At 49.4% G+C, this 26,369-nt stretch carries 22 protein-coding genes; 10 read left to right on the top strand and 12 right to left on the bottom strand.

The features are described 5' to 3' along the window. The 3 genes from hutW to OGW17_RS15645 are packed head-to-tail and all read right to left on the bottom strand — an operon-like array spanning nt 1 to nt 4,312. A complete protein-coding gene (gene hutW, locus OGW17_RS15655) occupies nt 1–1,338 on the bottom strand; it encodes a heme anaerobic degradation radical SAM methyltransferase ChuW/HutW (RefSeq protein WP_049010050.1) in 1,338 nt (445 codons plus the stop codon). A 20-nt stretch (nt 1,339–1,358) separates the two neighbouring features. After that, nucleotides 1,359–2,183 (bottom strand): heme/hemin ABC transporter substrate-binding protein, encoded by an 825-nt coding sequence (locus OGW17_RS15650; protein WP_049010046.1) that lies wholly within the window; start codon nt 2,181–2,183, stop codon nt 1,359–1,361. 2 nt (nt 2,184–2,185) lie between these two features. After that, on the bottom strand, nt 2,186–4,312 hold the full coding sequence (locus OGW17_RS15645; RefSeq protein ID WP_012133480.1) for a TonB-dependent receptor: 2,127 nt from the start codon (nt 4,310–4,312) through the stop codon (nt 2,186–2,188). A gap of 282 nt (nt 4,313–4,594) precedes the next feature. Between OGW17_RS15645 and cueR the strand changes: the two genes are divergently transcribed. Continuing rightward, nucleotides 4,595–5,011: a Cu(I)-responsive transcriptional regulator gene (gene cueR, locus OGW17_RS15640; RefSeq protein ID WP_012133479.1), complete on the top strand. Its 417-nt coding sequence runs from the start codon at nt 4,595–4,597 to the stop codon at nt 5,009–5,011. On the opposite strand, the gene OGW17_RS15635 is transcribed toward cueR, so the two are convergent. After that, nucleotides 5,012–5,464 carry an NfeD family protein gene (locus tag OGW17_RS15635; protein WP_047458358.1) on the bottom strand — a complete coding sequence of 151 codons (453 nt, stop codon included), beginning with the start codon at nt 5,462–5,464 and terminating at the stop codon, nt 5,012–5,014. Continuing rightward, nucleotides 5,461–6,378 carry an SPFH domain-containing protein gene (locus OGW17_RS15630; RefSeq protein WP_012133477.1) on the bottom strand — a complete coding sequence of 306 codons (918 nt, stop codon included), beginning with the start codon at nt 6,376–6,378 and terminating at the stop codon, nt 5,461–5,463. Before OGW17_RS15630 ends, OGW17_RS15635 begins: the two co-directional genes overlap by 4 nt. A gap of 149 nt (nt 6,379–6,527) precedes the next feature. Here OGW17_RS15630 and fetA point away from each other — a divergent pair, with 149 nt between their 5' ends. Continuing rightward, the gene (fetA, locus tag OGW17_RS15625; RefSeq protein WP_047458355.1) at nt 6,528–7,205 is read left to right on the top strand and encodes an iron efflux ABC transporter ATP-binding subunit FetA; all 678 of its coding nucleotides are present in this window, start codon (nt 6,528–6,530) and stop codon (nt 7,203–7,205) included. Beyond that, nucleotides 7,192–7,971, top strand: a complete 780-nt coding sequence (fetB, locus tag OGW17_RS15620) for an iron efflux ABC transporter permease subunit FetB (RefSeq protein WP_047458353.1) — start codon at nt 7,192–7,194, stop codon at nt 7,969–7,971. Before fetA ends, fetB begins: the two co-directional genes overlap by 14 nt. A gap of 72 nt (nt 7,972–8,043) precedes the next feature. Here the strand turns inward: fetB and OGW17_RS15615 are convergent, their stop codons facing one another. The 3 genes from OGW17_RS15615 to tesA are packed head-to-tail and all read right to left on the bottom strand — an operon-like array spanning nt 8,044 to nt 10,381. After that, nucleotides 8,044–8,898 carry a co-chaperone YbbN gene (locus tag OGW17_RS15615; protein WP_058668720.1) on the bottom strand — a complete coding sequence of 285 codons (855 nt, stop codon included), beginning with the start codon at nt 8,896–8,898 and terminating at the stop codon, nt 8,044–8,046. A gap of 60 nt (nt 8,899–8,958) precedes the next feature. Then, complete coding sequence (locus tag OGW17_RS15610; RefSeq protein WP_071259866.1) at nt 8,959–9,729, bottom strand: SDR family oxidoreductase; 771 nt, start codon at nt 9,727–9,729, stop codon at nt 8,959–8,961. A gap of 28 nt (nt 9,730–9,757) precedes the next feature. Then, nucleotides 9,758–10,381 (bottom strand): multifunctional acyl-CoA thioesterase I/protease I/lysophospholipase L1, encoded by a 624-nt coding sequence (gene tesA, locus OGW17_RS15605; RefSeq protein WP_024130579.1) that lies wholly within the window; start codon nt 10,379–10,381, stop codon nt 9,758–9,760. On the opposite strand from tesA, the gene ybbA reads away from it, so the two are divergent. From ybbA to OGW17_RS15570, 7 genes are all read left to right on the top strand, one after another. Beyond that, nucleotides 10,352–11,038, top strand: coding sequence for a putative ABC transporter ATP-binding protein YbbA (gene ybbA / locus OGW17_RS15600; RefSeq protein ID WP_071259864.1), 687 nt, complete (start codon nt 10,352–10,354; stop codon nt 11,036–11,038). The genes tesA and ybbA overlap by 30 nt on opposite strands. Next, complete coding sequence (ybbP, locus tag OGW17_RS15595) at nt 11,035–13,449, top strand: putative ABC transporter permease subunit YbbP (protein ID WP_114647506.1); 2,415 nt, start codon at nt 11,035–11,037, stop codon at nt 13,447–13,449. Before ybbA ends, ybbP begins: the two co-directional genes overlap by 4 nt. Nucleotides 13,450–13,751: 302 nt before the next feature. Continuing rightward, nucleotides 13,752–14,894: a porin gene (locus OGW17_RS15590; RefSeq protein WP_071259860.1), complete on the top strand. Its 1,143-nt coding sequence runs from the start codon at nt 13,752–13,754 to the stop codon at nt 14,892–14,894. Nucleotides 14,895–15,188: 294 nt separating this feature from the next. Then, the gene (locus OGW17_RS15585; RefSeq protein ID WP_012133466.1) at nt 15,189–16,019 is read left to right on the top strand and encodes a MetQ/NlpA family ABC transporter substrate-binding protein; all 831 of its coding nucleotides are present in this window, start codon (nt 15,189–15,191) and stop codon (nt 16,017–16,019) included. 62 nt (nt 16,020–16,081) lie between these two features. Then, nucleotides 16,082–17,098: a virulence-associated ABC transporter ATP-binding protein SfbB gene (gene sfbB, locus OGW17_RS15580; protein ID WP_071259857.1), complete on the top strand. Its 1,017-nt coding sequence runs from the start codon at nt 16,082–16,084 to the stop codon at nt 17,096–17,098. Next, a complete protein-coding gene (locus OGW17_RS15575) occupies nt 17,091–17,750 on the top strand; it encodes a methionine ABC transporter permease (RefSeq protein WP_012133464.1) in 660 nt (219 codons plus the stop codon). Before sfbB ends, OGW17_RS15575 begins: the two co-directional genes overlap by 8 nt. Nucleotides 17,751–18,546: 796 nt before the next feature. Then, nucleotides 18,547–19,968, top strand: coding sequence for a PAAR domain-containing protein (locus tag OGW17_RS15570; RefSeq protein ID WP_071259854.1), 1,422 nt, complete (start codon nt 18,547–18,549; stop codon nt 19,966–19,968). A 527-nt stretch (nt 19,969–20,495) separates the two neighbouring features. Here OGW17_RS15570 and OGW17_RS15565 read toward each other — a convergent pair. From OGW17_RS15565 to OGW17_RS15550, 4 genes are read right to left on the bottom strand one after another with little or no spacing between them, the layout of a single operon-like run. Continuing rightward, a complete protein-coding gene (locus tag OGW17_RS15565) occupies nt 20,496–22,439 on the bottom strand; it encodes a heparinase II/III domain-containing protein (RefSeq protein ID WP_071259849.1) in 1,944 nt (647 codons plus the stop codon). A gap of 11 nt (nt 22,440–22,450) precedes the next feature. Further along, the gene (locus tag OGW17_RS15560; protein WP_071259846.1) at nt 22,451–23,674 is read right to left on the bottom strand and encodes an alginate lyase family protein; all 1,224 of its coding nucleotides are present in this window, start codon (nt 23,672–23,674) and stop codon (nt 22,451–22,453) included. 14 nt (nt 23,675–23,688) lie between these two features. After that, nucleotides 23,689–24,387: an oligogalacturonate-specific porin KdgM family protein gene (locus tag OGW17_RS15555; protein WP_071259844.1), complete on the bottom strand. Its 699-nt coding sequence runs from the start codon at nt 24,385–24,387 to the stop codon at nt 23,689–23,691. A gap of 29 nt (nt 24,388–24,416) precedes the next feature. Further along, nucleotides 24,417–25,673 carry an MFS transporter gene (locus tag OGW17_RS15550; protein ID WP_071259841.1) on the bottom strand — a complete coding sequence of 419 codons (1,257 nt, stop codon included), beginning with the start codon at nt 25,671–25,673 and terminating at the stop codon, nt 24,417–24,419. Nucleotides 25,674–26,369: the final 696 nt, after the last annotated feature.

Here is a 26,369-nt window from a genome sequence, read left to right as displayed (position 1 = left end):
TTATGGTTTATCTACCGCGATGCGCGGTGCGTTAAGTTCCTGAATCAGCTCGTCAAGAGACTGCAAAATATTGCTTGCCCAGAAGCGTCCTTCGTTGGTCAGACGCAGGCAGGTTGACGCATCGCGGGTCAGCCCCGCGTTGTGCCATTGGGTCAGTAATGGAATCAGTTGCTCCGCGTGAGGCGTCAGCTCATCAAGCGGTACGCGCGCCGTTTCAATCCCCGCCTGTAACGTATGGCGCCACTGAAAGCCGCGTTCGGCGGTACGCATCATCATCATTAACGGCTTTTTCCCGGCGGCGATAGTTTCATGCCAGGTGGAAAGGTTTCTCTCCACCATCCAGGAGTAGCCGTTGACCGAACCGCCTGCGCCGGAGCCGAAGGCGAGGCAGTCAGCGCCTTGCTTGATCAGCAGATTGTACAGGTTGCGTTCTCGGGTGGTACGCGCCCAGTGGCTGTTGCTGATGCAGCGCCAGCCCGCGCTCTCCATAAAATCGCAGCCCTGAAGGTAGAGGTCGCGACGTGCTGAGGGGGAAGGAACGGTCGTCCGGCCACTTTCAACCGCTTTACCGAGCGGCGTATTGGGAAGCAAATTCAGCGCATACAGATCGATCCCATCCAGCCCGATATCGCGAGCTATCGCCAGATCTTCACCCCACAGGGCGGCATCCTGACCGGGCAGACCGAACAGCAGATCGCACACCACGGCGGCGCGATCCCGCCGCACCAGGCCGTTCATAAAGGCGATGGCGGTTGGGCCGTCCGAGGTGCGCGCCATTTTCTTGCGGATCTTGCTGTTGAAAGACTGAATACCGATAGAAAACCGATTGGCGCCCGCATCAAGACAGGCATCAACGCGGGCATCATCAAAGTTGAGCACCCGACCTTCGATAGTGATTTCGCAATCCGGCGCCAGCGGCAGTTTTTCACGCAGCGTGGTGATGATCCTGGCCAGATCCCTGGCCGACAGCGCAGATGGCGTTCCGCCGCCGAAATACACCGCATGAATGGGCGCTGACTGGTGCAGCGTGCTGTCGGCTTCCATCTCTATTTCACGTAGCAGGGCGTCGGTATAGCGTGCGCAATGATCCTCTTCAAAGCGGTTCTGATAAAAACCGCAGAAAGTACAGTGGGTTGCGCAAAAAGGGATATGTAAATACACCAGTCTTTTGCGCGGTGGAACGGTCTGGCTGATGACGTTCTGCCAGGTTTGCGACAATTGCTCTTTTGCAACAGGAATCGCACCACGCCACGGCATCGTGGCCCGACGATCCTTAAAGGGCTGGTTCCCCTCCAGCGCGAAATGTGGAGTGAGATCCAGCGTGTGTTGAGTATTCATAATTGTAATGCCAAATCCATTTAATGAGGCCAGAGTTGCTGGTGCAGAGTTTCAACGGCGTCAGCGACGCGGGGACCCATCCCCAGAATCAACGCCTGATCAATGGCGACGATCCGCTGATTTTTCCAGGCGGAGGTATGGGTGATACCGGCAATGGCGCGCAGGCGATTGATATCGCCCTCGACCATCTGTGATGTCACAACAATCACCTGCGGGTTTGCCGCAATCAGCGATTCCGCGCTGTAACTTTTATATTGCGCATGCTGGGCGACATTCTGCGCGCCTGCGAGGGTCAGAATCGCGTCAGCGACGCTGCCCTTACCGGCGATCTGGGGGGCGCTGCCCCCCGCAGAAAGAATAAACATCGCCTTAACCGGCGCGCCTTTCGCCTTCACGCTGTCCTGCACACGATCCAGCCGCTGGCGAATGTGGTTAACCAGCGCGTCGCCCTGCTCAGGAACCTGGAGCGTGTTCGCCAGGGCATGAATATTGGCATACATCTGGTCAACGGTGGCCGGAACGCGCGGCAGGGTGACAACGTTGACTTTTTGGGTGCGCAACTGCTCCAGCACAATATGCGGGCCCGCGTCCTGCCAGGTAATAAAGCTGTCCGGGCGCAGCGATAAAATGCCTTCACTGTTCAGTTGCTTCCAGTAGCCAATATGCGGCAGTGCAGCGGTTTCGGGGGGATAAGAGGTGGTTTCATCCACCCCGACAACGCGATCGCCGATGCCCATTGCAAAAATAAGCTCGCTGAGAGAACCGCCCGCCACCACCAGTCGTTCGGCCGCCTGCACGCTGAAGGCGCTAACCAGCGCCAGTAAGCCAATGACAAGTCTCTTCATCGTCAGAAATTCCACGCAAAACCAATCGCCGCGTTAAAGCCCGCCGCTGGAATGGATTCATGAGCGGTCTGGTAACGTTTATCGGTCAGGTTGTTCAGCGCCAGATTGACCTGATACTGATCCTGCGGACCAAACTCAGTATTAAAGGCGAGGTTAAGCGTCGCCCAGCCCGGGTAGCGAATTTCAGTCTCTCCCGTGTTGTCTTTGGCGCTGGATGCCGCACGGATGAAGAGATCGGAAGTGATATTCGCGGCATTGAGCAGCAGCGTGTGTTTCAGACCTGCGCGGCCTGTCAGCATCGGTTCGCCGGTATCCCAGGTTTTCTGCACGTCGCCTTCATACTGACGACGAATCAGGTTGCCGCTCAGATAAGGCGATACGGCCCAGGCGTTGTATTCCGCCGTCAGCTCCATCCCCCAGGTTTTGGCGCGGTCGATATTGTCGTAGTAGTAGGATGAGGTGCTGCTGCCATTACAAATTGCTTGCCCTGAACAGGCGAGACTGGCGATATAGTCTTTGGCTTCGGAGTAGTAAATCGCCCCGTCAATCAGCCACATATTGCCTTTGTAACGCGCACCCAGTTCATAGTTATTGGAGTGCTCAGCCTTCAGGTCAGGATTGCCATAGGTGATTCTGCCGCCCGCAGACGTTTGCATAAACAACTGAACCAGCGTCGGGAAGACATATCCCTGAGCATAGGCTGCGCGTAGCTCAAGATTATCAAAACCGGAGTAACGCAGGCTGGTTGAGGTGACTAACTCATCGTCATGCGCTGACTTTCCACCGGATGACTGCCAGGTTGTGCCGCTCAGACTGTCGCTACGGTTCAGTTTAGAAGAGAGCCAGTACTGACGTGCGCCGACGGTCCAGGTCCAGTCATCGGCAAAACGCCAGTCGTTTTGCGCAAATATTGAGGCGTTACCTTGTTCAGCCTCAATATGTGACAGGGTATTGGTCTGGATATCGAAGACGCCGGTTGCCGCTGTCTGACGCGTGCTGCTATTGGTGTCCTGCTTCACTTTGTCGTGCTGATACTGCGTCCCGATAACCAGTTCGTTGTTCGCTGGCAGTGAGAAGTTGCTCTGTAACGTCACACCCTGCGTGTACTGTTTATCATTGGTGTTGGTCTGATTGCTGACTGTCAGCGCCTGAATCATCGGGCTTGGGATGACCTGGGTGGTTTTTACCCGATTCTCAAATTTACGCTCAATGGTCTGGCTGTAAGCGTCGAGGTGGATTTTTTTCAGGTAATCGCCATCGGCATCATAGTCATAGAAAACGCCGACCTTTTCGCGTTCCAGTTTCGGAATTCGGACGCTGAATTCGTCATACTGGTTATCCGCATCGCTAATCCAGGTTTGGGTAGACGTTTTGTAGCGATCGAGTGATAGTCCAAATTTATGGCGATCGAGATTGTAGCCAAGCCAGACGCCCTGGCTGTTGTTGCGGAAATTGGTGTTGGGCAATCTGCCGTCAGGCGTGTCGCGGTTGCCCTGATCGGAATAACTGCCGTTAATGCGGTAGTCGAAGTTGCCGATGCTACCCCAGGCGGCGGCCGACTCCTCCCAGCCTGCGGTCGCGGAGTTGTAAACGGCTTTGACGCTTCCGCCGAGCGGCTTATCGCCGCCTTTTTTCGTAATAAAGTTCACCACGCCGCCAATGGCCTGCGAGCCATAGAGCACCGAGTAGGGGCCTTTAACGATTTCAATACGCTCAAGCGACGATTCATCAATGAGCAAGCCGGCGCCGTAGTTTTGCCCGGCGCGCTGATAGCTGACGACCTGGCCGTCAATCAAAATTAATACGCGTGAAGAGGCTTCGCCGCGAATGCGGATCTGTTTGCGTCCTGCCAGAGAGTTATCAGTAACCTCAACGCCGGGGATGTCCTGTAGGTCGTCCGCAATCGACACGCTGGTGGAATTCTGTATGGCCTGGCGGTCGATAACCTGAATCGTGGCCGGGCTTTCCCAAAGGCTACTTTCTGAGCGGTTAGCGGTGACGATTAACGTGTCGTCATCCGATACTTTATGATGTTGTGCTGTAGTTGTCGTGGCTGCTGAAACAGCACCTGAAACGCATAATGTCAGGGCCGAAAGAATAAATGGCCGTTGGCTAATCCGTGGCAACATGTGAGAACCTTTATGAGTATGTAAATGATCATCATTATCATTCGCGTTTATATAGAAGATGTATCCACAAGTTCAAGGTTGAAAGGTGTATAATTAATGCACCTTTGATCTGTATCAATATGTTGCAAGCAAGACAACCATAAGTGTGAGCGAGATCGCACATAACAGTAGGATTGCTAAGGATTTATTGCACAGGCGCCAGGGGCATTCCACCCCGTGATAGCATGGGGGCGATGTGGGTTATAATGAGCTTCGGCATCAACATGCTCTGCGGGGGGAGATGTGAATATTAGCGATGTTGCGAAAAAAACAGGCTTAACCAGCAAGGCTATTCGATTTTATGAAGAGAAAGGGCTGGTGACGCCGCCGCTGCGCAGTGAAAACGGATACCGCACTTACAGCCAGCAGCATTTAAACGAGTTAACGCTGTTGCGTCAGGCGCGTCAGGTCGGTTTTAACCTGGAAGAGTGCGGTGAACTGGTGAATTTGTTTAACGATCCGGGGCGCCATAGCGCAGATGTGAAAAAACGTACGCTGGAAAAGGTCGCTGAGATTGAACGCCACATCAGCGAATTGCAGGCTATGCGCACGCAATTACTGACCCTGGCGGAGTCATGCCCGGGTGATGACAGCGCCGATTGCCCGATCATTGATAATCTTTCCGGCTGCTGTCATCACAAAGGTAAAGCCCGCCGTTGATCACACGGCCTTAATGCGCAACGTTATCCCTTCGATGGCAATCACCTCCACCTGCGTTCCGGCGCTCAGATCCGCGTCGGCGCTGACGGGCCAGGAGCTGTCGCCGACGCGCATGTGGCCGCGTCCGTTGACCAGCGCGGTTTCCAGAATAAAGCGGTGGCCTACCAGTTGTTTCCCGCGTTGATTAAGGTGACTGTCAGCCGGTTTTTGCTCACGCACGCGCCGTGCCAGCCACTTCCACCACAGCCAGGCCGCCAGCAGCGTCAATACGGCGAACATAACGCCTTGCCACTCCCAGCCGAGCGGCACCAGCCAGACCACCAGGCCAGTAATCACGGCGGCGACACCGCTCCACAGCAGGTAGCCGTTCCCTCCCAGCATCTCGGCGGCCAGCAGTAGCCCACCAAGACTCAGCCAGAAAATATGCGGGTGAACCAGAATCATCGCTATCATGATTTGTTCCGTTCGCTGGTGCTGTCCTTGATAAGTTCGGTGATCCCGGCAATGGAGCCCATCAGACTGCTGGCGTCCAGCGGCATCATGACAACCTTACTGTTGCCCGACGAACCAATCTGCTGCAACGCTTCGGTGTATTTCTGCGCCACGAAGTAGTTCACCGCCTGAATATCCCCGGCGGCGATCGCTTCAGAGACCATCTGGGTGGCGCGGGCTTCCGCTTCGGCGGAACGTTCACGCGCTTCAGCCTGTAAGAAGGCAGACTGGCGTTCGCCTTCCGCTTTCAGGATCTGCGACTGTTTTTCACCCTCAGCTTTCAGAATTTCAGCCTGGCGCACCCCTTCCGCCTCCAGAATGTAGGCGCGTTTGGTACGTTCCGCTTTCATCTGGGCGTTCATGGATGAAATCAATTCCGCCGGTGGACGAACATCGCGGATCTCGATACGCGTAACCTTGACGCCCCAGGGATTGGTGGCCTCATCGACAATGTGCAGCAGGCGCGTGTTGATGCTGTCGCGCTGGGAAAGCATTTCATCCAGCTCCATTGACCCCAGTACGGTACGGATGTTGGTCATGGTGAGGTTGATAATGGCCAGCTCAAGATTGCTGACTTCATAGGCCGCGCGCGGAGCGTCGATAACCTGAATAAAGCACACTGCGTCAATGGTGACGTTGGCGTTATCTTTTGAGATAACCTCCTGCGACGGGATATCGAGTACCTGTTCCATCATATTGATCTTGCGACCAATTCTGTCCATAAACGGCACCACCAGGCTCAGGCCTGGTTGCAGGGTTTTGGTGTAACGGCCAAAACGCTCCACGGTCCACTGGTATCCCTGTGGGACAATTTTGACGCCTGCGCCGACTATCACCAACGCCACGAAAATGAGAATAGGGATAAAAATAAGCATTGATAAACCTCCTGTCGTGCTGTCCATGTAAAAAAACGGTCTTTGCGGTCTGTTTAATCAAATTATACCCGATTAATCAAAGTGAGTTCCCCTCTTATAAATTACAGGGATACACTGTTTACTTTAAAGATGTGAAAAATGGATGTGAGATGAAAGAGAGCAGCCCTTTGCTCCAGCTAAGAAAGGTGGGATACCAGGCTGGCGCCACGAAAATTCTCAATAACATCAGTTTCATGCTGAATGCCGGGGAATTTAAACTGATTACCGGCCCATCCGGGTGCGGTAAAAGCACATTGCTAAAGATTGTGGCGTCATTAATCAGCCCGGATACGGGGGATATCCTGTTCGAAGGCGAAGAGATTGCCACGCTTAAGCCCGAAACTTACCGCCAGCAGGTCTCTTATTGTGCCCAGACGCCAGTGCTGTTTGGCGATACGGTGTATGACAACCTGATTTTCCCCTGGCAGATCCGCAACAAAACGCCGGAACCGAAGGCTTTTCTCGCCGATCTGGCGCAGTTTGAGCTACCGGAAACCATTTTACAGAAAAACATTACGGCGCTTTCCGGCGGGGAAAAACAACGTATCTCATTGATCCGTAATTTGCAGTTTCTGCCGCAGGTTCTGCTGCTGGATGAGATCACCAGTGCGCTGGATGAGCGCAATAAAGAGAATGTGAATGACATTATTCATCGCTATGTTCGCGATAAAAATATTGCCGTGCTGTGGGTAACGCACGATAAAGATGAAATTAATCATGCGGATAATGTGATTACGCTTCAGCCTCATGCCGGAGAAATGCAGGAAGCTACCTATGAACGAGCATAATATAACGAATGAGTCGCTGGCGTTATCGATGATGCTGGTGGTTGTGGCTATTCTGATTAGCCACAAAGAGAAACTGGCGCTGGAAAAAGATATTCTCTGGAGCGTTGCCCGGGCGGTAATCCAGCTTGTTATCGTCGGCTATGTTCTGAAATACATTTTTGGCGTCAATCACGCCATCCTGACATTATTGATGGTGCTGTTTATCTGTTTTAACGCGGCGTATAACGCGCAAAAACGCAGTAAATATATTGATAAAGCGTTTACCTCGTCGTTTATTGCGATTACGACCGGAGCGGGGCTGACGCTGGCGGTACTGGTATTGTCAGGATCTATCGAGTTTACGCCGATGCAGGTGATCCCGATTTCCGGCATGATTGCGGGTAACGCGATGGTGGCGGTAGGGCTGTGCTACAACAATCTGGGCCAGCGATTCAGCAGCGAGCAGCAGCAAATTCAGGAGAAGCTCAGTCTGGGCGCAACGCCGAAAACGGCGTCTGCGGGGCTTATTCGCGACAGTATTCGCGCGTCGCTGATCCCGACCATTGATTCGGCAAAAACGGTTGGGCTGGTGAGCTTACCGGGGATGATGTCCGGGTTGATTTTTGCCGGTATCGATCCGGTAAAAGCGATTAAGTATCAGATAATGGTGACTTTTATGCTGCTATCCACAGCAAGCCTGTCGACCATTATCGCCTGCTATTTAACCTACCGGAAATTCTATAATTCGCGCCACCAACTGGTGGTTACGCATTTAAAGAAGATGTGATGCCAGGGGGATCGGTATTTTTAGCGTTTGTAGGCCCGATAAGCGTAGCGCCATCGGGCAAAATGCAGCGGATTAGTACAACAGCGCGTACAGCTGGCGGCGGAATTTCGACGCCAGCGCATCGCCGGTGCCTAACGCGGCGAGGATTTCCTGGAACGTTTTTCGTGCCTGACCGTCTGCGGCGGCGAGATCTTTCTTCAAATGGCTGAACAATAACTCCAGCGCCTCTTCGTTACGCCCGACCTGATGCAGTTGCAGCGCCAGTTGCGCCGCCAGCGCCGCATCTTCTGGATTGTCCGCAACCTGCTGTTGCAGTTGCTGGATTTCCGGGGTGTCGGCCGCCTGTTTCAGTAAATCAATCTGCGCGACCAGACCCTGATAGCGGGTGTCCTGATCCTGTAACGGAATGGTTTTCAGCACGGCTTCGGCGTCTTCCGTACGGTTGAGGGCAATCTGGGTTTCCGCCAGCAGCAGGCCGATCTCGCCGTTCTGATGAGAGAGCTGCCAGGCGTCTTTCAGCAGCGGCAGCGCTTCAATGTAGTTGCCCTCCTGCATCAGTTGCATCGCCTGCTGCGCTTTCAGCTCTTCTTCACGCGGCAGCACTTTGTCGAGCAGCGCGCGAATCGCTTCTTCCGGCTGCGGCCCCTGGAAGCCGTCGACCGGCTGACCGTTCTGGAACAGATACACGGTAGGAATAGCGCGCAAGCCAAACTGGGAGGCGATCATCTGCTCGGCGTCGCAGTCGAGTTTCGCGAGGATAAACTGGCCGTTGTACTGTGCGGCAAGGCTTTCCAGCACTGGCGTCAGTTGCAGACAATGCTGGCTGCGTTCAGACCAAAAATAGAACAGAACCGGGGTGGTCATCGACTGTTCGAGGGTCTGTTGCAGGTTAGATTCGTTAATATTGACAATATTTTGTACGGACATGGAGTCACTCTCTTTATGTCTGGTTCTCTTTTACATGGGGGCTGACGCGCACGCTTCAACTCAACCCTGCAAAATTTTGTCCATCGCGCGTCCCGGCAGCACGCGCTTCAGCAGCGTGATCGCCCACGTCACCATCGTAACCGGGTAGCGTAATTTCGGTTTGTCGCTCTCAAAAGCATGGCGGACTTTAGCGACAACGGCTTCTGGCCCGAGCGTAAAACGCGCGGCAATCCCCGGATTTTCTACCGGTTTGTCGCTCTGGGTCTGGTTGACGTTATCGGTAAACCGGGTACGAATCGGGCCGGGTTCGATCAGGCTGACCTTAATACCCGTGTGGCGCAGCTCCATGCGTAGCGCATCAGACCAGGCTTCCAGCGCATATTTGCTGGCGGCATAGGCGCCGCGCCCTGGCGTGGAGATCAGCCCCATCACGGATGAGGTCATCACAATGCGCCCTTCGCCGTACGGCAGCATAGCAGGGAGCAGGCGCATAGTGAGCTGGTGCGCGCCAAAGAAATTGGCGGAAAACTGCTGCTCCATCTGCGCGCGGCTGATAGTGGTAAGCGGGCCATACACGCCGTATCCGGCATTGTTAAAGATCCCATATAAACGATTATCGGTCAGGGCGATCACGTCGTCTGCGGCGCGATCCACGCTTTCCGGCGAGTCGAGGTCGATCAGCACGCCGGTGAATCCCATGCTGTTCATCCGCGTGACGTCATCGGGTTTACGGCAACCTGCCAGAATTTGAAAACCCTGACGTTTCAGTTCAAGAGCGCTTTCCAGACCGATTCCGCTGGAACATCCTGTAATTAAGACCGATTTTTGCATAACTTTACCTGTCAGGATCTCCGTTGATTTACGAGTCGTGGTTAACTAATGGGGTCAGTTGTTGCGCCATCCAGTCGGCAATAAACGGCTGGGCGTCGCGATTAGGATGAATACCGTCGTCCTGCATCCATTGTGGTTTCAGATAAACCTCTTCCATAAAAAAGGGCAGAAGCGGAATATCAAACTCTTTAGCAAGCCGTGGGTAGATGGCGCTAAAGGTTTCATTATAACGGCGACCATAGTTTGCGGGCAGACGAATTTGCATGAGCAACGGCTCGGCGTTTGCGGCCTTCACATCCAGCAGAATTTTACGCAGGGTTTGCTCGGTTTGCTGAGGTTGAAAACCGCGCAGGCCGTCATTGCCGCCAAGCTCGACCAGAACCCAGCGGGGCTGATGCTGCTTCAGCAGCGCAGGCAGACGCGCCAGGCCTTGCTGCGAGGTGTCGCCGCTAATGCTGGCATTGATGACCGGCGTTTTGTCCTGCCATTTGTCGTTAAGCAGCGCAGGCCAGGCCGCGCTGGCGGACATGCGGTATCCGGCGCTCAGGCTGTCACCCAGAATTAATAACGTGTCCGCTGCGGCGGCGCGGAACGTTAACAGGACCAGAAACAGGAAGGGCAAATGCCAGCGGAAAACATTGTTGAAGTTCATCGTCTTAAGAAGTCCGTCGGTCAGGGTGAGCATGAGCTTTCCATCCTTACCGGAGTTGAACTGGTTGTCAAACGCGCCGAGACCATTGCGCTGATCGGCGAGTCGGGATCGGGTAAATCGACGCTGCTGGCGATTCTGGCCGGGCTGGATGATGGCAGCAGCGGCGAGGTGAATCTGGTCAGGCAGTCTCTGCACACGATGGATGAAGAGGCGCGGGCGCAGCTGCGCGCGCAGCATGTCGGCTTTGTTTTCCAGTCTTTTATGTTGATTCCTACGCTGAATGCCCTGGAAAACGTTGAACTGCCCGCCTTGCTGCGGGGAGAGAACAGCGGGAAAAGCCGCGATGGCGCGAAAGCGTTGCTGGAACAGTTAGGTCTGGGGAAACGTCTTGATCATCTTCCGGCCCAGCTTTCCGGCGGCGAGCAGCAGCGTGTGGCGCTGGCGAGAGCGTTCAACGGGCGGCCAGACGTGCTGTTTGCCGATGAACCGACGGGAAACCTTGACCGGCAGACCGGGGATAAAATCGCCGACCTGCTGTTTTCACTTAATCGCGAACATGGCACCACCCTGATTCTGGTGACGCACGACCCGCAGCTGGCGGCGCGTTGCGACCGGCGATTACGCCTGGTGGATGGGCAGTTGCAGGAGGAGGCATGATTGCACGCTGGTTCTGGCGCGAATGGCGCTCACCTTCCTTACTGATTGTCTGGCTGGCGCTGAGTCTGGCGGTGGCCTGCGTGCTGGCGCTGGGCAATATCAGCGATCGCATGGAAAAGGGTTTAAGTCAGCAAAGCCGTGATTTTATGGCCGGAGACCGGGCGCTGCGCAGTTCGCGCGAGGTGCCGCTGGCGTGGATCGATGAGGCGCGCAAACGCGGTCTGAAAGTGGGCGAACAGATGACCTTCGCCACCATGACCTTCGCGGACGATACGCCGCAGTTGGCCAGCGTCAAAGCGGTGGATGACGTTTATCCGATGTACGGTGAGCTGCAAACGAATCCGCCGGGGTTAAAACCGCAGCCGGGTTCCGTGTTGCTGGCGCCAAGACTGATGGCGCTCCTCAACCTGAAAACGGGTGACAGCATTGACGTCGGCGACGCCACGCTGCGTATTGCTGGCGAGGTGGTGCAGGAGCCGGATTCCGGGTTTAACCCTTTCCAGATGGCGCCACGCCTGATGATGCACATTGCGGATGTTGAAAAAACGGGCGCAGTACAGCCGGGAAGTCGCGTGACGTGGCGTTATAAGTTTGGCGGTACGCCGCAGCAGCTGGACGGCTATGAAAAGTGGCTATTGCCGCAGCTTAAGCCTGAACATCGCTGGTACGGGCTGGAACAAGATGAAGGCGCGTTGGGCAAATCGCTTGAACGCTCGCAGCAGTTCCTGCTGCTGTCGGCGCTGTTAACGTTGCTGTTAGCAGTCGCGGCGGTGGCGGTGGCGATGAGCCACTACTGCCGCAGCCGCTACGATCTGATTGCGATCCTCAAAACGCTGGGGGCGGGCAGGGCGCAACTGCGCAAGCTGATCGTCGGGCAGTGGGGGATGCTGCTGGCTCTTTCCGCCGTGACGGGAGGCGCCATTGGGTTACTGTTCGAGAACGTGCTAATGGTGCTGCTTAAACCGGTGTTACCCGCCGTTCTGCCGCCAGCCAGCCTCTGGCCGTGGCTGTGGGCGCTGGGAACGATGATCATCATTTCTTTGCTGGTTGGACTGCGTCCGTATCATTTGCTGCTGGCGACGCAGCCGTTGCGTGTGCTGCGGCGTGATGTGGTTGCGCGTGTCTGGCCGCTGAAGATGTATCTTCCGGTGGTCACGGTTGTCGTCGTCGCACTGCTCGCGGGGTTGATGGGCGGCAGCATGTTGCTGTGGGCGGTGCTGGCCGGCGCGGTGGTGCTGGCGCTACTTTGCGGTGTGCTGGGCTGGATGCTGTTGAACGTGCTGCGCGGTATGACCTTGACATCGCTGCCTCTGCGCCTGGCCGTAAGCCGACTGCTGCGCCAGCCGTGGTCCACGTTAAGCCAGCTCTCGGCTTTTTCGCTCTCCTTTATGCTGCTGGCGCTTCTGCTGGTGCTGCGCGGCGATCTGCTGGATCGCTGGCAACAACAACTGCCGCCGGAAAGTCCGAACTATTTCCTCATCAATATCGCTTCTGAACAGGTGGTGCCGCTGAAAGCCTTCCTGTCTGAGCATCAGGTGATCCCGGAGGCATTCTTCCCGATCGTGCGGGCGCGACTGACGGAGATTAATGGTCTGCCGACCGAAGGAAATCAGGACGAAGCGCTTAACCGTGAGCTGAATCTGACGTGGCAGGATACGCGCCCGGATCATAACCCGATTACCGCCGGAAGCTGGCCGCCAAAAGCGGGAGAGGTCTCGATAGAGGAAGGGCTGGCGAAGCGGCTGAATATACAACTCGGCGATCGCGTGACCTTTATGGGCGATACCCAGGACTTTAGCGCGACGGTCAGCAGCCTGCGCAAAGTAGACTGGGAAAGTCTGCGGCCTAACTTCTTCTTTATCTTCCCCTCCGGCGCGCTGGACGGGCAGCCGCAGAGCTGGCTTACCAGCTTCCGTTGGGAAAATGGCAACGGCATGCTGACGCAGCTTAATCGCGAGTTCCCGACCATCAGCCTGCTGGATATCGGCGCGATCCTGAAACAGGTCGGTCAGGTGCTGGAGCAAGTCAGCCGGGCGCTGGAGGTGATGGTGGTGCTGGTCACGGCCTGCGGCATGCTGTTGTTACTGGCGCAGGTTCAGGTCGGAATGCGTCAACGTCATCAGGAACTGGTGGTCTGGCGCACTTTAGGCGCGGGCAAAAAACTGCTGCGCACCACGCTCTGGTGTGAATTTGCCATGCTGGGTATGGTCTCCGGGCTGGTGGCGGCGATCGGCGCGGAAACTGCGCTGGCGGTGCTGCAAAGCCAGGTGTTCGATTTTCCGTGGGAACCGGACTGGCGCGTGTGGATTATTTTGCCCGTCTGCGGCGCATTATTACTTTCATTATGCGGCGGATGGCTCGGCGCGCGTCTGTTAAAAGGCAAAGCGTTATTTCGCCAATTTAATAATTAATTTATAGATGTGATGATCACACACCGGTTTTTATACCGGTGTGTAGTTTTAATAATATAATTTATATACGTGATGATTACGCACCGGTGTTTATACTGGTGTGTACTCCCTATGTGGCACGAATTGTTAACCCCTCGATTTTTAGTAGCACAAAACATTAAAAACCCGCCAACACGACAGGATTAATACCAGTTAATATTTAATTGCTAAATAGTTAGCGGGCTATGCCCGTTGTTTTTTACGTTGCCGGTATTTTGCCAGCAGTGCGAATAATGACGGGTAAATCTACCAAGGAAAATATAATGACAATAAAAAAAACAGCGCTGGCGGCATCGATCGGCGCGGCAGTGGCATTAACGTCTTTCGCATCTCAGGCGGAAATCACTGTTCTGAAACAAGATCCACAGGCGGGTAATCCGCTGAGCCGTCTTAACTTCACCGTTGGCGGCAGTATTCGTCCTCAGTTCCAGAATATGGCTGGCGACGACGGTAAAAATGGTTACAAACGTAATGGCTTCGATGGCGGCACCCGTTTCCGTTTCGCGGCTGATTACTATCTGTTTGATGACATTAGCTGGGTCAGCTACTACGAGCTGGGCGTTAACTTCCCGGCGATGTTCAACTGGGATAACCACTACGCAGACGGCGCGAACGACACCACTCGTCGTATGCTGTACACCGGTCTGAAAAGCGATACCTGGGGTACGCTGACTTTCGGTCAACAGAACAGCGTTTATTATGATGTGGTTGGCGTGAAAACCGATATCTGGGACTATGACATGATTGGTCAGGCGCCAGGCAACGGTATCAACGGCGACTACGACGGTTCTTACCGTACCCGTAAATCCCTGAAGTATAAGAAAACAGTTGGCGACGTCGATCTCTACGCGTCTTATCTGTTCAGCGATGATTACAACCCGAACAACGGCCTGCGCTACAAGCGTAAAGGCGGCGGTTCTCTGGGTGCGGATTACCACATCACGGACGATCTGACCTGGGGTACGGCGTGGAACTATACGCGTGCGGAAATGCGCCCAGGTAACGGCGGCGACGGTAAAGACTACGATCAAAATATCGTTGGTACTGCGCTTAGCTGGACGCCGGATAACTGGACCTTCGCGCTGGGCGGCGGCTGGTATCAGAACTTCATGACCACCAAACGCGTAGACGCGCATGACTACTTTGCGGGCGACGCATGGGGTGTTGAATACTTTGCCGGTTATAAATTCCCGATCAACCAGTATGCGGTGAAATCTATTCAGCCGTACTTTATGGGTGACCGTATTGAATATGTGAACGGCCGTAACTACCAGCGTATTGATAATGGCGTCGGTATTAGCTTCCAGCTGGATTATGGTTTCCGCGTGGATTACGAACACGTATTCACCTCCAGCACCGACGATCTGGGCGATATGAACCTGGTTCGTCTGCGTTACGACTTCTAATCATTGACGCCTGCCAAACCGAATGCCCGATGGCGCTTGCGCTAATCGGGCCTACGAGTGCAGCGCAATAATAGAGCGTCCAGGCCGGATAAGGCATTTATGCCGCTATCCGGCTTTTTCATTTCTGCCCATCCCCTTCCAACGACATACTCTGCAACATCATGAAATAATTTCAAGGACAACAGGTTGTGAACTGTGTCATGTTAACAAATAGCCTTGTATTCAGGCCCAAATGAACAACGCCGCATCGCACGGCGTACCGCACTGCATCACAACATTTAAAAGGGAGAAGTTATGGGACTGCGTCAGAGTTTACGCGTTGCCGCCGGGGCGCTTTTGCTGGCCTGCGGCCTGCAATTTGCTCATGCTAATAGCGATCCACAGACTATTGTATTCGGCGTCGCGCCGGGTCCGTATGGCGATATGGTTAAACAGGCCATCGCGCCAACGCTGAAGGAGAAAGGCTACAAGGTCGTGGTGCGCGAATTTAGCGACTATGTTCAGCCAAACATGGCGTTATCCAACGGCAGCATTGACGCTAACCTGTTCCAGCATACGCTCTATTTTGAAAAATTCACTGCCGATAAAGGGCTGAAACTGACGAAGCTGATCGTCGTGCCGACGGCCGGAATGGGGTTCTATTCCCGTAAAATCAACAGCCTGGACGAGCTGAAGAAAGGGGACATTATTACCCTGTCGAATGACCCGACCAATCTGGCGCGCGGTCTGCGTTTCCTGCAATCAATCGGTCTTATCACCATTAAAGACAATATCGACCCGACGAAAGCCTCCGAGCGTGATATCGCCAGCAACCCGAAAGGGCTGGTGTTTAAACCGCTGGAAGCGGCGCAGCTGCCGCGCACGCTGGATGGCGTGACCGGCGCGCTGGTTAACGGTAATTTCGCCGTTGCGGCGGGGCTGGATCTTTCCAGCGCGCTAAAACAAGAGCAACTGGATGAAAACCTGAAAAATATCATTGCCGTACGCAGTGAAGATGCCGACAAGCCGTTCGCGAAAGATATTGTCGATGCGGTGAAATCTCCGGCCTACCGTGCGGTTATTGACGATCCGAAGAATATTTACAGCGCCTTCCAGAAACCGGAATGGATGACCGCAGACAAATAATCGCTGCGCAAGGGAATTAACGGGGCAGCGGCGACTGCCCTTTTCGCATTTCTGAGGTGAGCATGATTGAGATTGAAAAGGTCTGCGTGGATTTTACGGCAGGCCGTGGCGCATCGACCCGCGCGGTGGATGACGTCAGCCTGCGGATAGCGGCGGGCGAAATTTTTGGCATTGTCGGCACCAGCGGCGCGGGAAAAAGTACGCTGCTGCGTACCCTTAATGCCTTAACGCGCCCGAGTCAGGGAAGCGTGAAAGTGAACGGTGTGGCGATCTCTGCGCTGGAAGGGGCGAGTCTGCGTAAAGCCCGCCAGCGTATTGGGATGATTTTCCAGCACTTTAATCTGATGCATACCCGCACGGTGGCGCAAAACGTCGCTTTCAGCCTGAAATCCGCCGGATGGGAGCGCAGCAAGATCGCCCCGCGCGTCGCCGAAATTCTGGCGCTGGTCGGGCTGGCGGATAAGGCGAACCGCTTTCCGGTACAGCTTAGCGGCGGTCAAAAGCAGCGAGTGGGGATTGCCCGCGCGATCGCCAATCATCCAGATGTACTGCTCTGCGACGAACCGACTTCCGCGCTGGATCTGGAAACGTCAGCGACCATTCTGGCGCTGCTCAAACAGATTAACGAACAGCTGGGGATCACGATCGTGCTGATCACCCATGAGATGAATGTGATCAAGTCCATCTGCGATCGCGTGGCGGTGATGTCCGGCGGCAAAGTGGTGGAGTCGGGCGACGTGTTTGATGTTTTCGCTCATCCGCAGCACGCCTTCACACAGCAGCTGGTGTCGCACACTCTCAATCTGACGCTACCGGAACGTCTGCGCCAGCATCTGCCCGGTCAGTTACTGAAAATTCTGTTTATCGGTGATTCGGCGGAGCAGCCGGTGTTGTCTGATGTGGCGGTAAAGTTCGGCGTAGCGGTGAACATTCTGCACGGCAAAATTGAATATATCGGCGAACGCGCGCTGGGGATTTTAGTGGTGCAACTGACTGCGCCGCACAACCCGTCAGCGGTGGATGCCGCGGTAGCGCATATTCGGCAACGTACTGCGCAGGTGGAGGTGATTCGTGGATGATTTACTGCCGGATTTAACGCTGGCGTTCAATGAAACCTTTCAAATGCTGAGCATTTCAACGGTGCTGGCGGTTGTCGGCGGGCTGCCGCTCGGCTTCCTTATCTTTGTCACCGACCGGAATCTGTTCTGGCAGAATCGCTTCGTGTATCTGGTGAGTTCGGTTCTGGTGAACATTATTCGCTCGGTGCCGTTCGTGATTTTGCTGGTGCTGCTGCTGCCGCTTACGCAATTTTTGCTCGGCAATACCATCGGGCCGATTGCCGCCTCCGTCCCTCTCTCTGTTGCGGCGATAGCGTTCTATGCGCGTCTGGTTGATAGCGCGCTGCGTGAGGTGGATAAAGGGATTATCGAAGCGGCAGAAGCGTTCGGCGCCAGCCCGATGCGCATTATCTGCACCGTACTGCTGCCAGAGGCCAGCGCTGGTCTGCTACGCGGGCTGACCATCACGCTGGTGAGTCTGATTGGCTATTCCGCGATGGCCGGGATTGTCGGCGGCGGCGGGGTCGGCGACCTGGCGATTCGCTACGGTTATTACCGTTACGAAACCCAGGTGATGATTGTCACCGTGGTCGCGTTGATTATTCTGGTGCAGGTTGTACAGATGCTCGGCGACTGGCTGGCGAAACGCGCCGATAAACGCGACAGACATTAGGGCATAATATTTGTAGGCCGGATAAGGCGTTAGCCGCCATCCGGCAGAATGCCCGGTGGCGCAGTCGCTTACCGGGCCTACAATGTTCAAAATCATTGACTATAATTTAATTGCAAATCAATTGTAACCGCATGATTTACTATTGATTTAACAGTTATGAAATCCCCGGTACATTTAAAACCCACGATGGGTTTAAATTCATCATTCTGGACTGAACCAGTGAATAATTTTTCTCAAAAGCATCTGGAATCTATTTTCTCAATGCGAGATATAAGACGAACATTTAAATCATTATCTGGGATGCTTCATTTTACGGAGAATGAAAAAGATATAGTAAATCAACATGCTAATAAAAGTATCGGAAAGAAACACTATGGCCGATATGATTATATCATTGAGAAACGAGAAACTACATTGAAGTGAGGAAAAGCATTAACGATTCTACTAACAAATGATGATATTAATAAGATTAATCTCATTATTAAGGAAAAGGAATTACTTTAATTCATTTTCAACGAGAATATATAGACCGAAATACATATTCATTCTGGATTTAATTCATTTAAATTCGGGGTTCTTTTGTATTTATGAGAAGTGATGCACAAAAAAATGATACTAAATAATCTGTAATCAGACTTTTAGATATGAAGTGTATTTAAGGAAATGTATTGTTATCAGGAAGATTATGCTTCTAAAAGAATCTAATAAAATAGAAGATTGTATTTATGTAGCGACATGGAAAAATAATTTAAGTTTTTGCAATCCCAAAACTTAAATTTAATAAAGTGAGGTTTATATGGGAGTGGCATATTTTTTAATACTTGGGGATAAAACAACTTGCGGCGGAAGAATTATATCTGGTCGACATGATCATATAATTGATGGACAACCAACCGCATGTGAGGGTGATCAGTATATATGTGGTAAAGATAAACAGGTTTATCGCATAGCGGGAGGGCAACCGGATTATTTTATAGATGGTATACGGGCAGCCGGGACTGCGCACAGCACAGGGACATGTTCCTGCAAGTGTAGATTTATTAATTCAATTCAAAATGTGACGTATGGATATGAAAATGAGAGTCGGTATTCAGGACTGGCCAGGGCTGGCTCACGACAAACAGCCGTCAACAATGAACTATCTATAGCGCCGCAGAACACCTCAAAACCGCTTGTCTTTCCTCGGGGGCCATCTTCTACGACAGAGGAAGAAAAATCGCCCCGTGAACCTGTAGATGCGGGCTTTTGCGTACTGCCCTATGAGGCCACACCATCATCATATGAACCTTATATTTTCATTAATCCACCAGAAGGAACTCGCGAACTATATAAGAATTTAAATCCAGATATGAAGAAAAAACCAGGTTCAATTTTGGTTATTGCTGATCCAGAAAAAAAAGATGCAGAACAAATTAAACACATTGAAAATGCCAGAGATAAAATTGATAGCGCACTGGAACCATTAACTTTGGACGAAGCAAGATTCTTATATCAAAATAGAAATATAATAGATATGTTCACTTCATATGGTTCTGATTATGGTGGTATCCTTAGTGATATGTCAGAAAAATATTTTGGAGAAATTGAGCATACTCTAATGCAAATTCAGGAAGCATATAAAAATCAATATCTGACTCGTGGGACGTTAATCAGTGAGCAATTTTTCGTTGAACGGAGAAATCTATTCAAAAAACTGGACGGGATATTTTTAAAAATATTTAGAGAACGTATTGGCCTTGCTCAATATGATGATATAAAAAAAGCGTTGGGATTATCTTCATCTTCAATTGTCCATAAATGGAATCAAACAGGGGTTAACGACATTGAAGGTTACGCAACTTATATAGAAAAATCGGCAAAACTGGCAAAGTTAATGAAAACTTTCAATAAAGTTAGTATTGGTCTGTCAGCATTGAATGGTGCTAATTCTATTTATGATGCCTGTACAATTGGTAGAGATTGTGAAAAAACGGCTTATACTGAAATTGGTAAATTTTCAGGAGGCTTAATCGTTCCTGCTGCACTTGATTTTGCCGTCAAACCTGCGGCATCTGCAACATGTGCAGTGATATTGGGCATATTAAGTGCCCCAGAGGGAGGTATAGGAAGCATAGCTTGTGGAATTATTGTACAAGCTGGTGCGGCATTTGGTCTAAGTAAAGCTGGAGAAGAAGTAGGTGAAACGTCCGGTGAGATAATTTACAATGCAACAAAGTAAAACATAGCCATTAACAGTAATGATTGTTGTTAACTATGGGGCATAGAGGAAAAAATGATTACTAAATCATCAATTACTTTAAGTTTAATAGGCTTAGTGTTTTTTTGTGGCATAGTAATATACATTCTGATGTTTATTGCCAATAAGAATTTCTATACTATATGTGATTTATACAAAAAGAAATTTGGGAAGTTACCATTAGGTACAGAATTATTTTATACATCTTCACCATTTTTCTTGGTAGGATTTAGTATGAAACTAGATTTCATTTTATGGCCTATATTGTATAATAGAAAATCAAGATATAGTGATAATGTAAATGATGTGGAATTTATAAGATCACTTCCTAAGAAACTCACAAGAATCTACATGATTCACTTTTTTTTTAGTGTAATTACCGCCTTGTTTTTTTGTATGTTGGTGATAATGTTATATATAATAAAATAGACAATTATTTTGAGAAAAGGGACTCCAGTGGAGTCCCTTCTTTAATTTTATTTCAAGGCACTATATATATTGAGCAATAATCATACTATAGAAACCGAAATAACGTTAACATCACTTACCAGAACATTTAAATATTCATCATGAATATTTAGTTTGACATCATCACGGCCTGAAAAATCAGTAACAACAATATGAGTGATTTTTGAGTCTGTTGATCTCAAAACTATGCTTTCCAGATTCGATGTTGATGGATTATTTGGTACTTTTTTATGGAATAGAACACTATTCCCTAATGACATACAATAAACATTCAGTTTATTAAGTGACTGGTAGGTGACTTTAGTTGAACCAACCAAACGAACCCCCGTACCCATTAAAATATCATTATCTGAAACATTACTGTATTTATCATATTCTGTAGGATCAGCTAAATCTGCATCTATCAGATATGTTGTCTCTACAGTTTGATTATGTGGGTTTTCAATTGTTATGATATCAATAAGAATATCCTCTTTAGAGATTATATTCCGACGAAATAAAACATCTTTATATGCTTCATTATCCCATTCAATGCGAATCTTACTATCTGGCAATACAGGGGGATTTTTCCAGTCAGCTTCTGCGATAATTTGCACGCAGCTACTATCATCTTTATAATATTTGATAACTGGATTTACTGGAGGTTGATTTCTCCCGTTAATACAAACCGTATTATGTGAAAATGAATTTTTATAATAATCATAATGCAATGGCGCTCCATATCCAGTAGTACCCAGATCCGGGAAAATAGCCTTACCATTATCAAATACGATCAGGCTTAAACAACAATAATGGTCATGCTCTCCACCGTAGGGAGTATAATTAAAGCAAATGGCTCTCCCTGACTTATTTCTGATAATTGTCAGGCCATTTTCTGGAGAATGAGAGTTTTGCAATGGTGGAATAAGCTGTGTTTCAGGTAGTTCTCTCCCATAAAATAAAGCATCAATATGGTCTTTTGAATCATTCCTGTAAATACGGGAAAGTAATTCTCCATAACTTAATTTCCCATAGTACCACCATGCAAATTCATAAATATCTGTATGATTGAATCTTTCCTGTCCTTTAACACAGTCATTTATATTTGGAAGCGAAAGATCCGGCAGAAGAAGTTCAAAGGGTATATCCAGCATTTTTTGATAGTGTGGCAATTCCAGTAGACTATAACCGGAACCTCTTGCTACTTTTTCAAATGCCATAAAACCAGATAAAGCATAAAAATGATAATGTAACGAACCTTCAAACCATAAACCACCAGGCATTAAGGCATGTTCAAGCTGATAGCGAAGCCCATATTTGCTGTTGACAGCAAATTCAAGATAGCTCTTTTCATCAAGTACAGCGCCAATAATACCAATTGCTGAGTTAATTTTAACTTCATGATTATGGATTTGATTACTGCGATGTTTCATCAAAAAATCAGCACCGACACGCAAAAGGCGTTCAGCGATATACGCCTCATCGTCTGCGGTTAGCTTTGTACGTATAATGTCAAAGCCTCTGGCAAAATCTATATGGCAGTTGGCCTCGCATAATGTCTGTGCGTTAGCTTTACCTGGGCCGTTGTACGGGATACCACCATGTTCCTGATAATCAGGGTAATAACGGGCATAACTTAACAGTATATCCCGTACTTTATTCAAGTAGCTCTCCTCGCCCGTTAATAACCAGAGTACCGCCACTTCATAACAGGCTTTCGCATTAAGCCCGTTCAGCCAGCGCCACCATGCACCATCATAAGGCTCACCAGAAAAGGGCATATTATCAATGGGACAATGATGCCGTTTTGGTGAACGGCGATCCCAGACCAAACGCACACTATGCTGCGGGCAGAAAAAGTAGTGATTCCAGGTGGCACATCCTGTTTCAGGCACCAGAACAGGGTTATAAATAACGTCGTTATTATTGGCAATGAGCGCCTGAATAATTTCCGGCGTAACACGTTGTCGGGCCTGTGCTATCTGCAAAGCTGTAAACTGCCTCATGGTTCTCTCCACTATTTCACCAGCGACGAACCGGGGATGAGGATATTGATATCCCTGGTATACGTTTTTGTCAGTACGTCCGCATTCTGAATAAAGTCGCTATCCTGCCAGGCTCTGGCTGCCGCCAGCACTGGCCCTGTTGCTTCAGAGGGCGTGTAATGGATATCCTCATGTAACCAGCTTGTCTGCGGCTTACCAGTTTGCGCACTCACCACGGCAAATGCTTTTTTCATCGAGCGGTTATCCAGGGAGAATCCCCACACATCATCTTTCAGCGTTTCGCCATAGCGCCCCATGCGCACATAAGCCGCCAGAGTAAAATTGGTGTAATGGAATGAACGGGTACGCTCGATTTCCGAAGTGATTTCACCATTTGCATCAACCTGAGATGCCAAATGACGCAATTTGAATATCTCCACCTGCCTTTGTGCCTGTTGCTGTTGTCCTGTGAACAAAGAGAAAGCTGTAACTTGTGCGTCGTACCATGCACCGTGATTGTTGTACCAGTTTGATTCTTCAAAACCGTTGCGACTGGTGAGAAGCCATTGAGTATAATCTGTATACCACTTTTTATACCCCGCCAGCGTCTGAGGCGTTATATGACCGGATGGCTCCAGTAAAACAATACTGTCGGCAATATCGATCAATACACGAGTGTCAATAATCCCAATCCCGCGACCATCAACAGAACCAGGAATGGCCTGTGCATAATTCAGGTTGGGATTCATACGCGTATTTTTATTGAGAAACCAGACCTGAAGCATCTGCTGGGCTTTCTCCGCATATTTATCTTCTCCACTGTAAAACCAGGCCAGCGCCAAAGCACGAACATCATCAGAAAACTGCACCATGCGTTTACTGTCTGTGGCGCTTGTTTTCGAATCGGGATTAATTTGCCCATCTTTACGTATGTAAGGCATTCCATCCTGAGTATCAGGATTCGGCCACCAATATGGGCCGAAGCTGTAGTAATCATGTTTATTGCCTGATGCGGGAGTCAGTGTTTTATCCATAACGGAATAAACAGGATGATTCAGTGCTGCATCGGCCTGCTCCAGTAATGCCGACCATGCAGGAATATAGCGAGGATCTTTTTCGCTGATGCTCTTTTTGATATTGAGCATTTGTGCGCAGTCGTAGGTCAGGCAAGGGTCACGCTGTTCTGCAAAAACGGATGATGAAGCATAGATAACGCTGAAAATTGTTAACATCAGATAAGTTGTTTTACGGTTCATTTTATGTCACCTGTTTAACCAAAGTTAATCGAAACACCGACACGGAAACGGTTTTCTGTCAGCCCGGATTCTCCGTTATATTTTCCCTGTTGCTCCAGATAATCCCATTCAATATATGGCTGCCATGTTTTGTTAAGTTTGTATCTAATTACCAAATCATTTTCATAACCATTCTTCTTACCGTTGTTATAATGAAAGTCATTAACATAGCGGTAAAAAACAGGGTTATCCTGAATATCCCAGTATTTATTCTTCCATCCGAAATACAGATCAACGCGTTCTACACTACCTTTGTTCTTATTTCCAGAAAGATCCGTCGAATCATATTGGTTCCAGTCATAACGAAAACGTATTGCAGAATATAACGATTCGGTCATGGCCCAGTTAAATTTAACATAAGGGCGGATTTGAGCGCCTTCGCTGCCCCAGTGATAAACCATACCCGGTTGAACAGAAAATAATTCATTCAAGGCATATTTGTAATTGCCTTCAATCTCATTATAGTCTGTTGCTGACTGATCAAAATTATCGTTTCCCTGCTTATTATCCGTTTCCATACTTAACCAGTATCCTGATTTAAAACTCTGGCTCATTTTAAATCGAGACTCATAAGTATGGCTGGCTTGCTTATATCCTCCGCGCATATCAAAAGTCATTGCATGACTGGCTAACGGTAAAAAGCAAACAGAAAGTAATAAGATAGTTTTTTTCATAAAAGGTATCCTTGCCTGAAAGTATAAATTTATACAGCTATTGGTTGATTAATTTTTTTTGGCGATTTTATTAATACCCACAAGAATAAAGCACCAATTAGATCAAAGATCCCCAACCCTACAAAAAACGCGTTGTAACCAATAACAGTTACTGATGCACCGAGGAAAAGACCAAAAAGGAAATTACCCATACTTCCAGTAAACGCAGCAAACCCTGTTGCTGTAGCAACTTGCTTTTTAGGGAATAAATCTGACGACATACTGATAACAGTGATAGATAAACATTGGTGTGCAAAACCCGCAATACAAAATAATGTAAGTGCAACATAAACGTTAGTGACATACCCAACGCCAGCCATTGATAACATCAATATAGCGGCAAAGGTAAACGTTATACGCTTGGCATTCAGTACACAAAAACCACGGTTTACCAGAATGCGGGAAACATACCCGGCAAATATACAGCCAAAATCTGCTGTCAGGAATGGAAGCCAGGCATAAAGAGCAATATGTGCCATATCCATATGCCGAACAGTAACCAGGTATAAAGGCATCCAGTAATGAAGTGTACCCCATGCAGGATCAGCCATAAATCGGGGAAGTGAAATGGCCCATAAATTGCGATCTTTGATAATAGATCGAAGGCTGGCTTTTTCCGTTACCACTTCAATCTGATCATTCAAAACAGCATCATGCTCTGATTTTATTAATGCCGGATGTTTTTCTGGAGACCGATAAAATATGTACCAGATAACAGCCCAGACAATACCAATAGCACCTGTAACTACAAACGACATCTCCCAATTATAGTTGACTATTGCCCATACCACTAATGGAGGGGCCAGCATCGCACCGACCGAAGTTCCCAGACTATAAATACCACATGCAAGTCCTCTTTCTTTCGCCGGGAACCATTCAGCGGTGACTTTCATCCCTGCCGGATTAAACGCAGCTTCCGTTAAGCCCAGGCCGCCACGCAGCCAGGCCATAGGCAACCATGTACTGCATAATCCGGTAAGCATATTGAAGATAGACCACAATGCCGCGAGCAGAGCAAAACTTAAACGCAACCCGAATTTATCAATGATGAACCCACAAGCAATCCCGCCTATAGCGTATGTGAACGGGAAAACAGAAACTATCCAGGAATATTGCTCATTAGATAAACCCAGCGTTTTCATCATTTCGGGAGCCGCAACTCCTAGTGTACTTCTCGCAAGATAGTTTGTAATCGTACCTAGCATAACGAGTATGATGATGTACCAGCGTAGATTCTTAATTTTCATTGTTAGTCTCATGTGTTTGTAAAATTAAAACGATAAACCCATTAAAATAAAACATCGTTTCAGTGTGTGTTTACATGAGACTCAAGATTTTATATTAAATCCGTGAAGCCATTCACAATTATATAAAGCGAAAAAAAATATCAAATTTTTTTTGTTTAAAAAAAACAAGCCATCACAATGGGAAGTCTATGTTTTTCAGTGTGTTACATTATAATTAATCAATAACTTATAATACATTCATTAAAAATAAATAATATAAATATTATTCTCGTAAAGAATATATCACATGGTAAATATTATAAATACATACTAATTATTCGCGTAGTATTCAAAACATAAATCTCTTTTTTTGGTGAAAAAGATCTTACTTTGATTGCGCAAGGAACGCCCCCGGAAAACTGGCAGGTGCATCATAAAATCCCTTTGGATAATGGTAGCGATAATCGTTATGAAAATTTTATTTTCATTGTTGAGGACGGATTGTTTGTATACCTGTATAGTTTTAGAAGTTCTAAATTATAAATGAGAGATAAAACAGAAATAGATAGAATTATTTATGTGGATGAAAATACTGGCTCATTTTTAAAAGAAATTTCTGAGACCGTAAAATAATTTATAAATTTTTCTCCGGTATATGGGAAAATCCGAATCCTTTATCCATACAAATGATAAGGATTAACCATGAGTAGATCCCTG

The organism is Citrobacter sp. CK181, assembly GCF_030333595.1.
GTDB lineage: Bacteria > Pseudomonadota > Gammaproteobacteria > Enterobacterales > Enterobacteriaceae > Citrobacter_B > Citrobacter_B koseri.
This window is presented reverse-complemented; position numbering and strand designations above follow the sequence as displayed.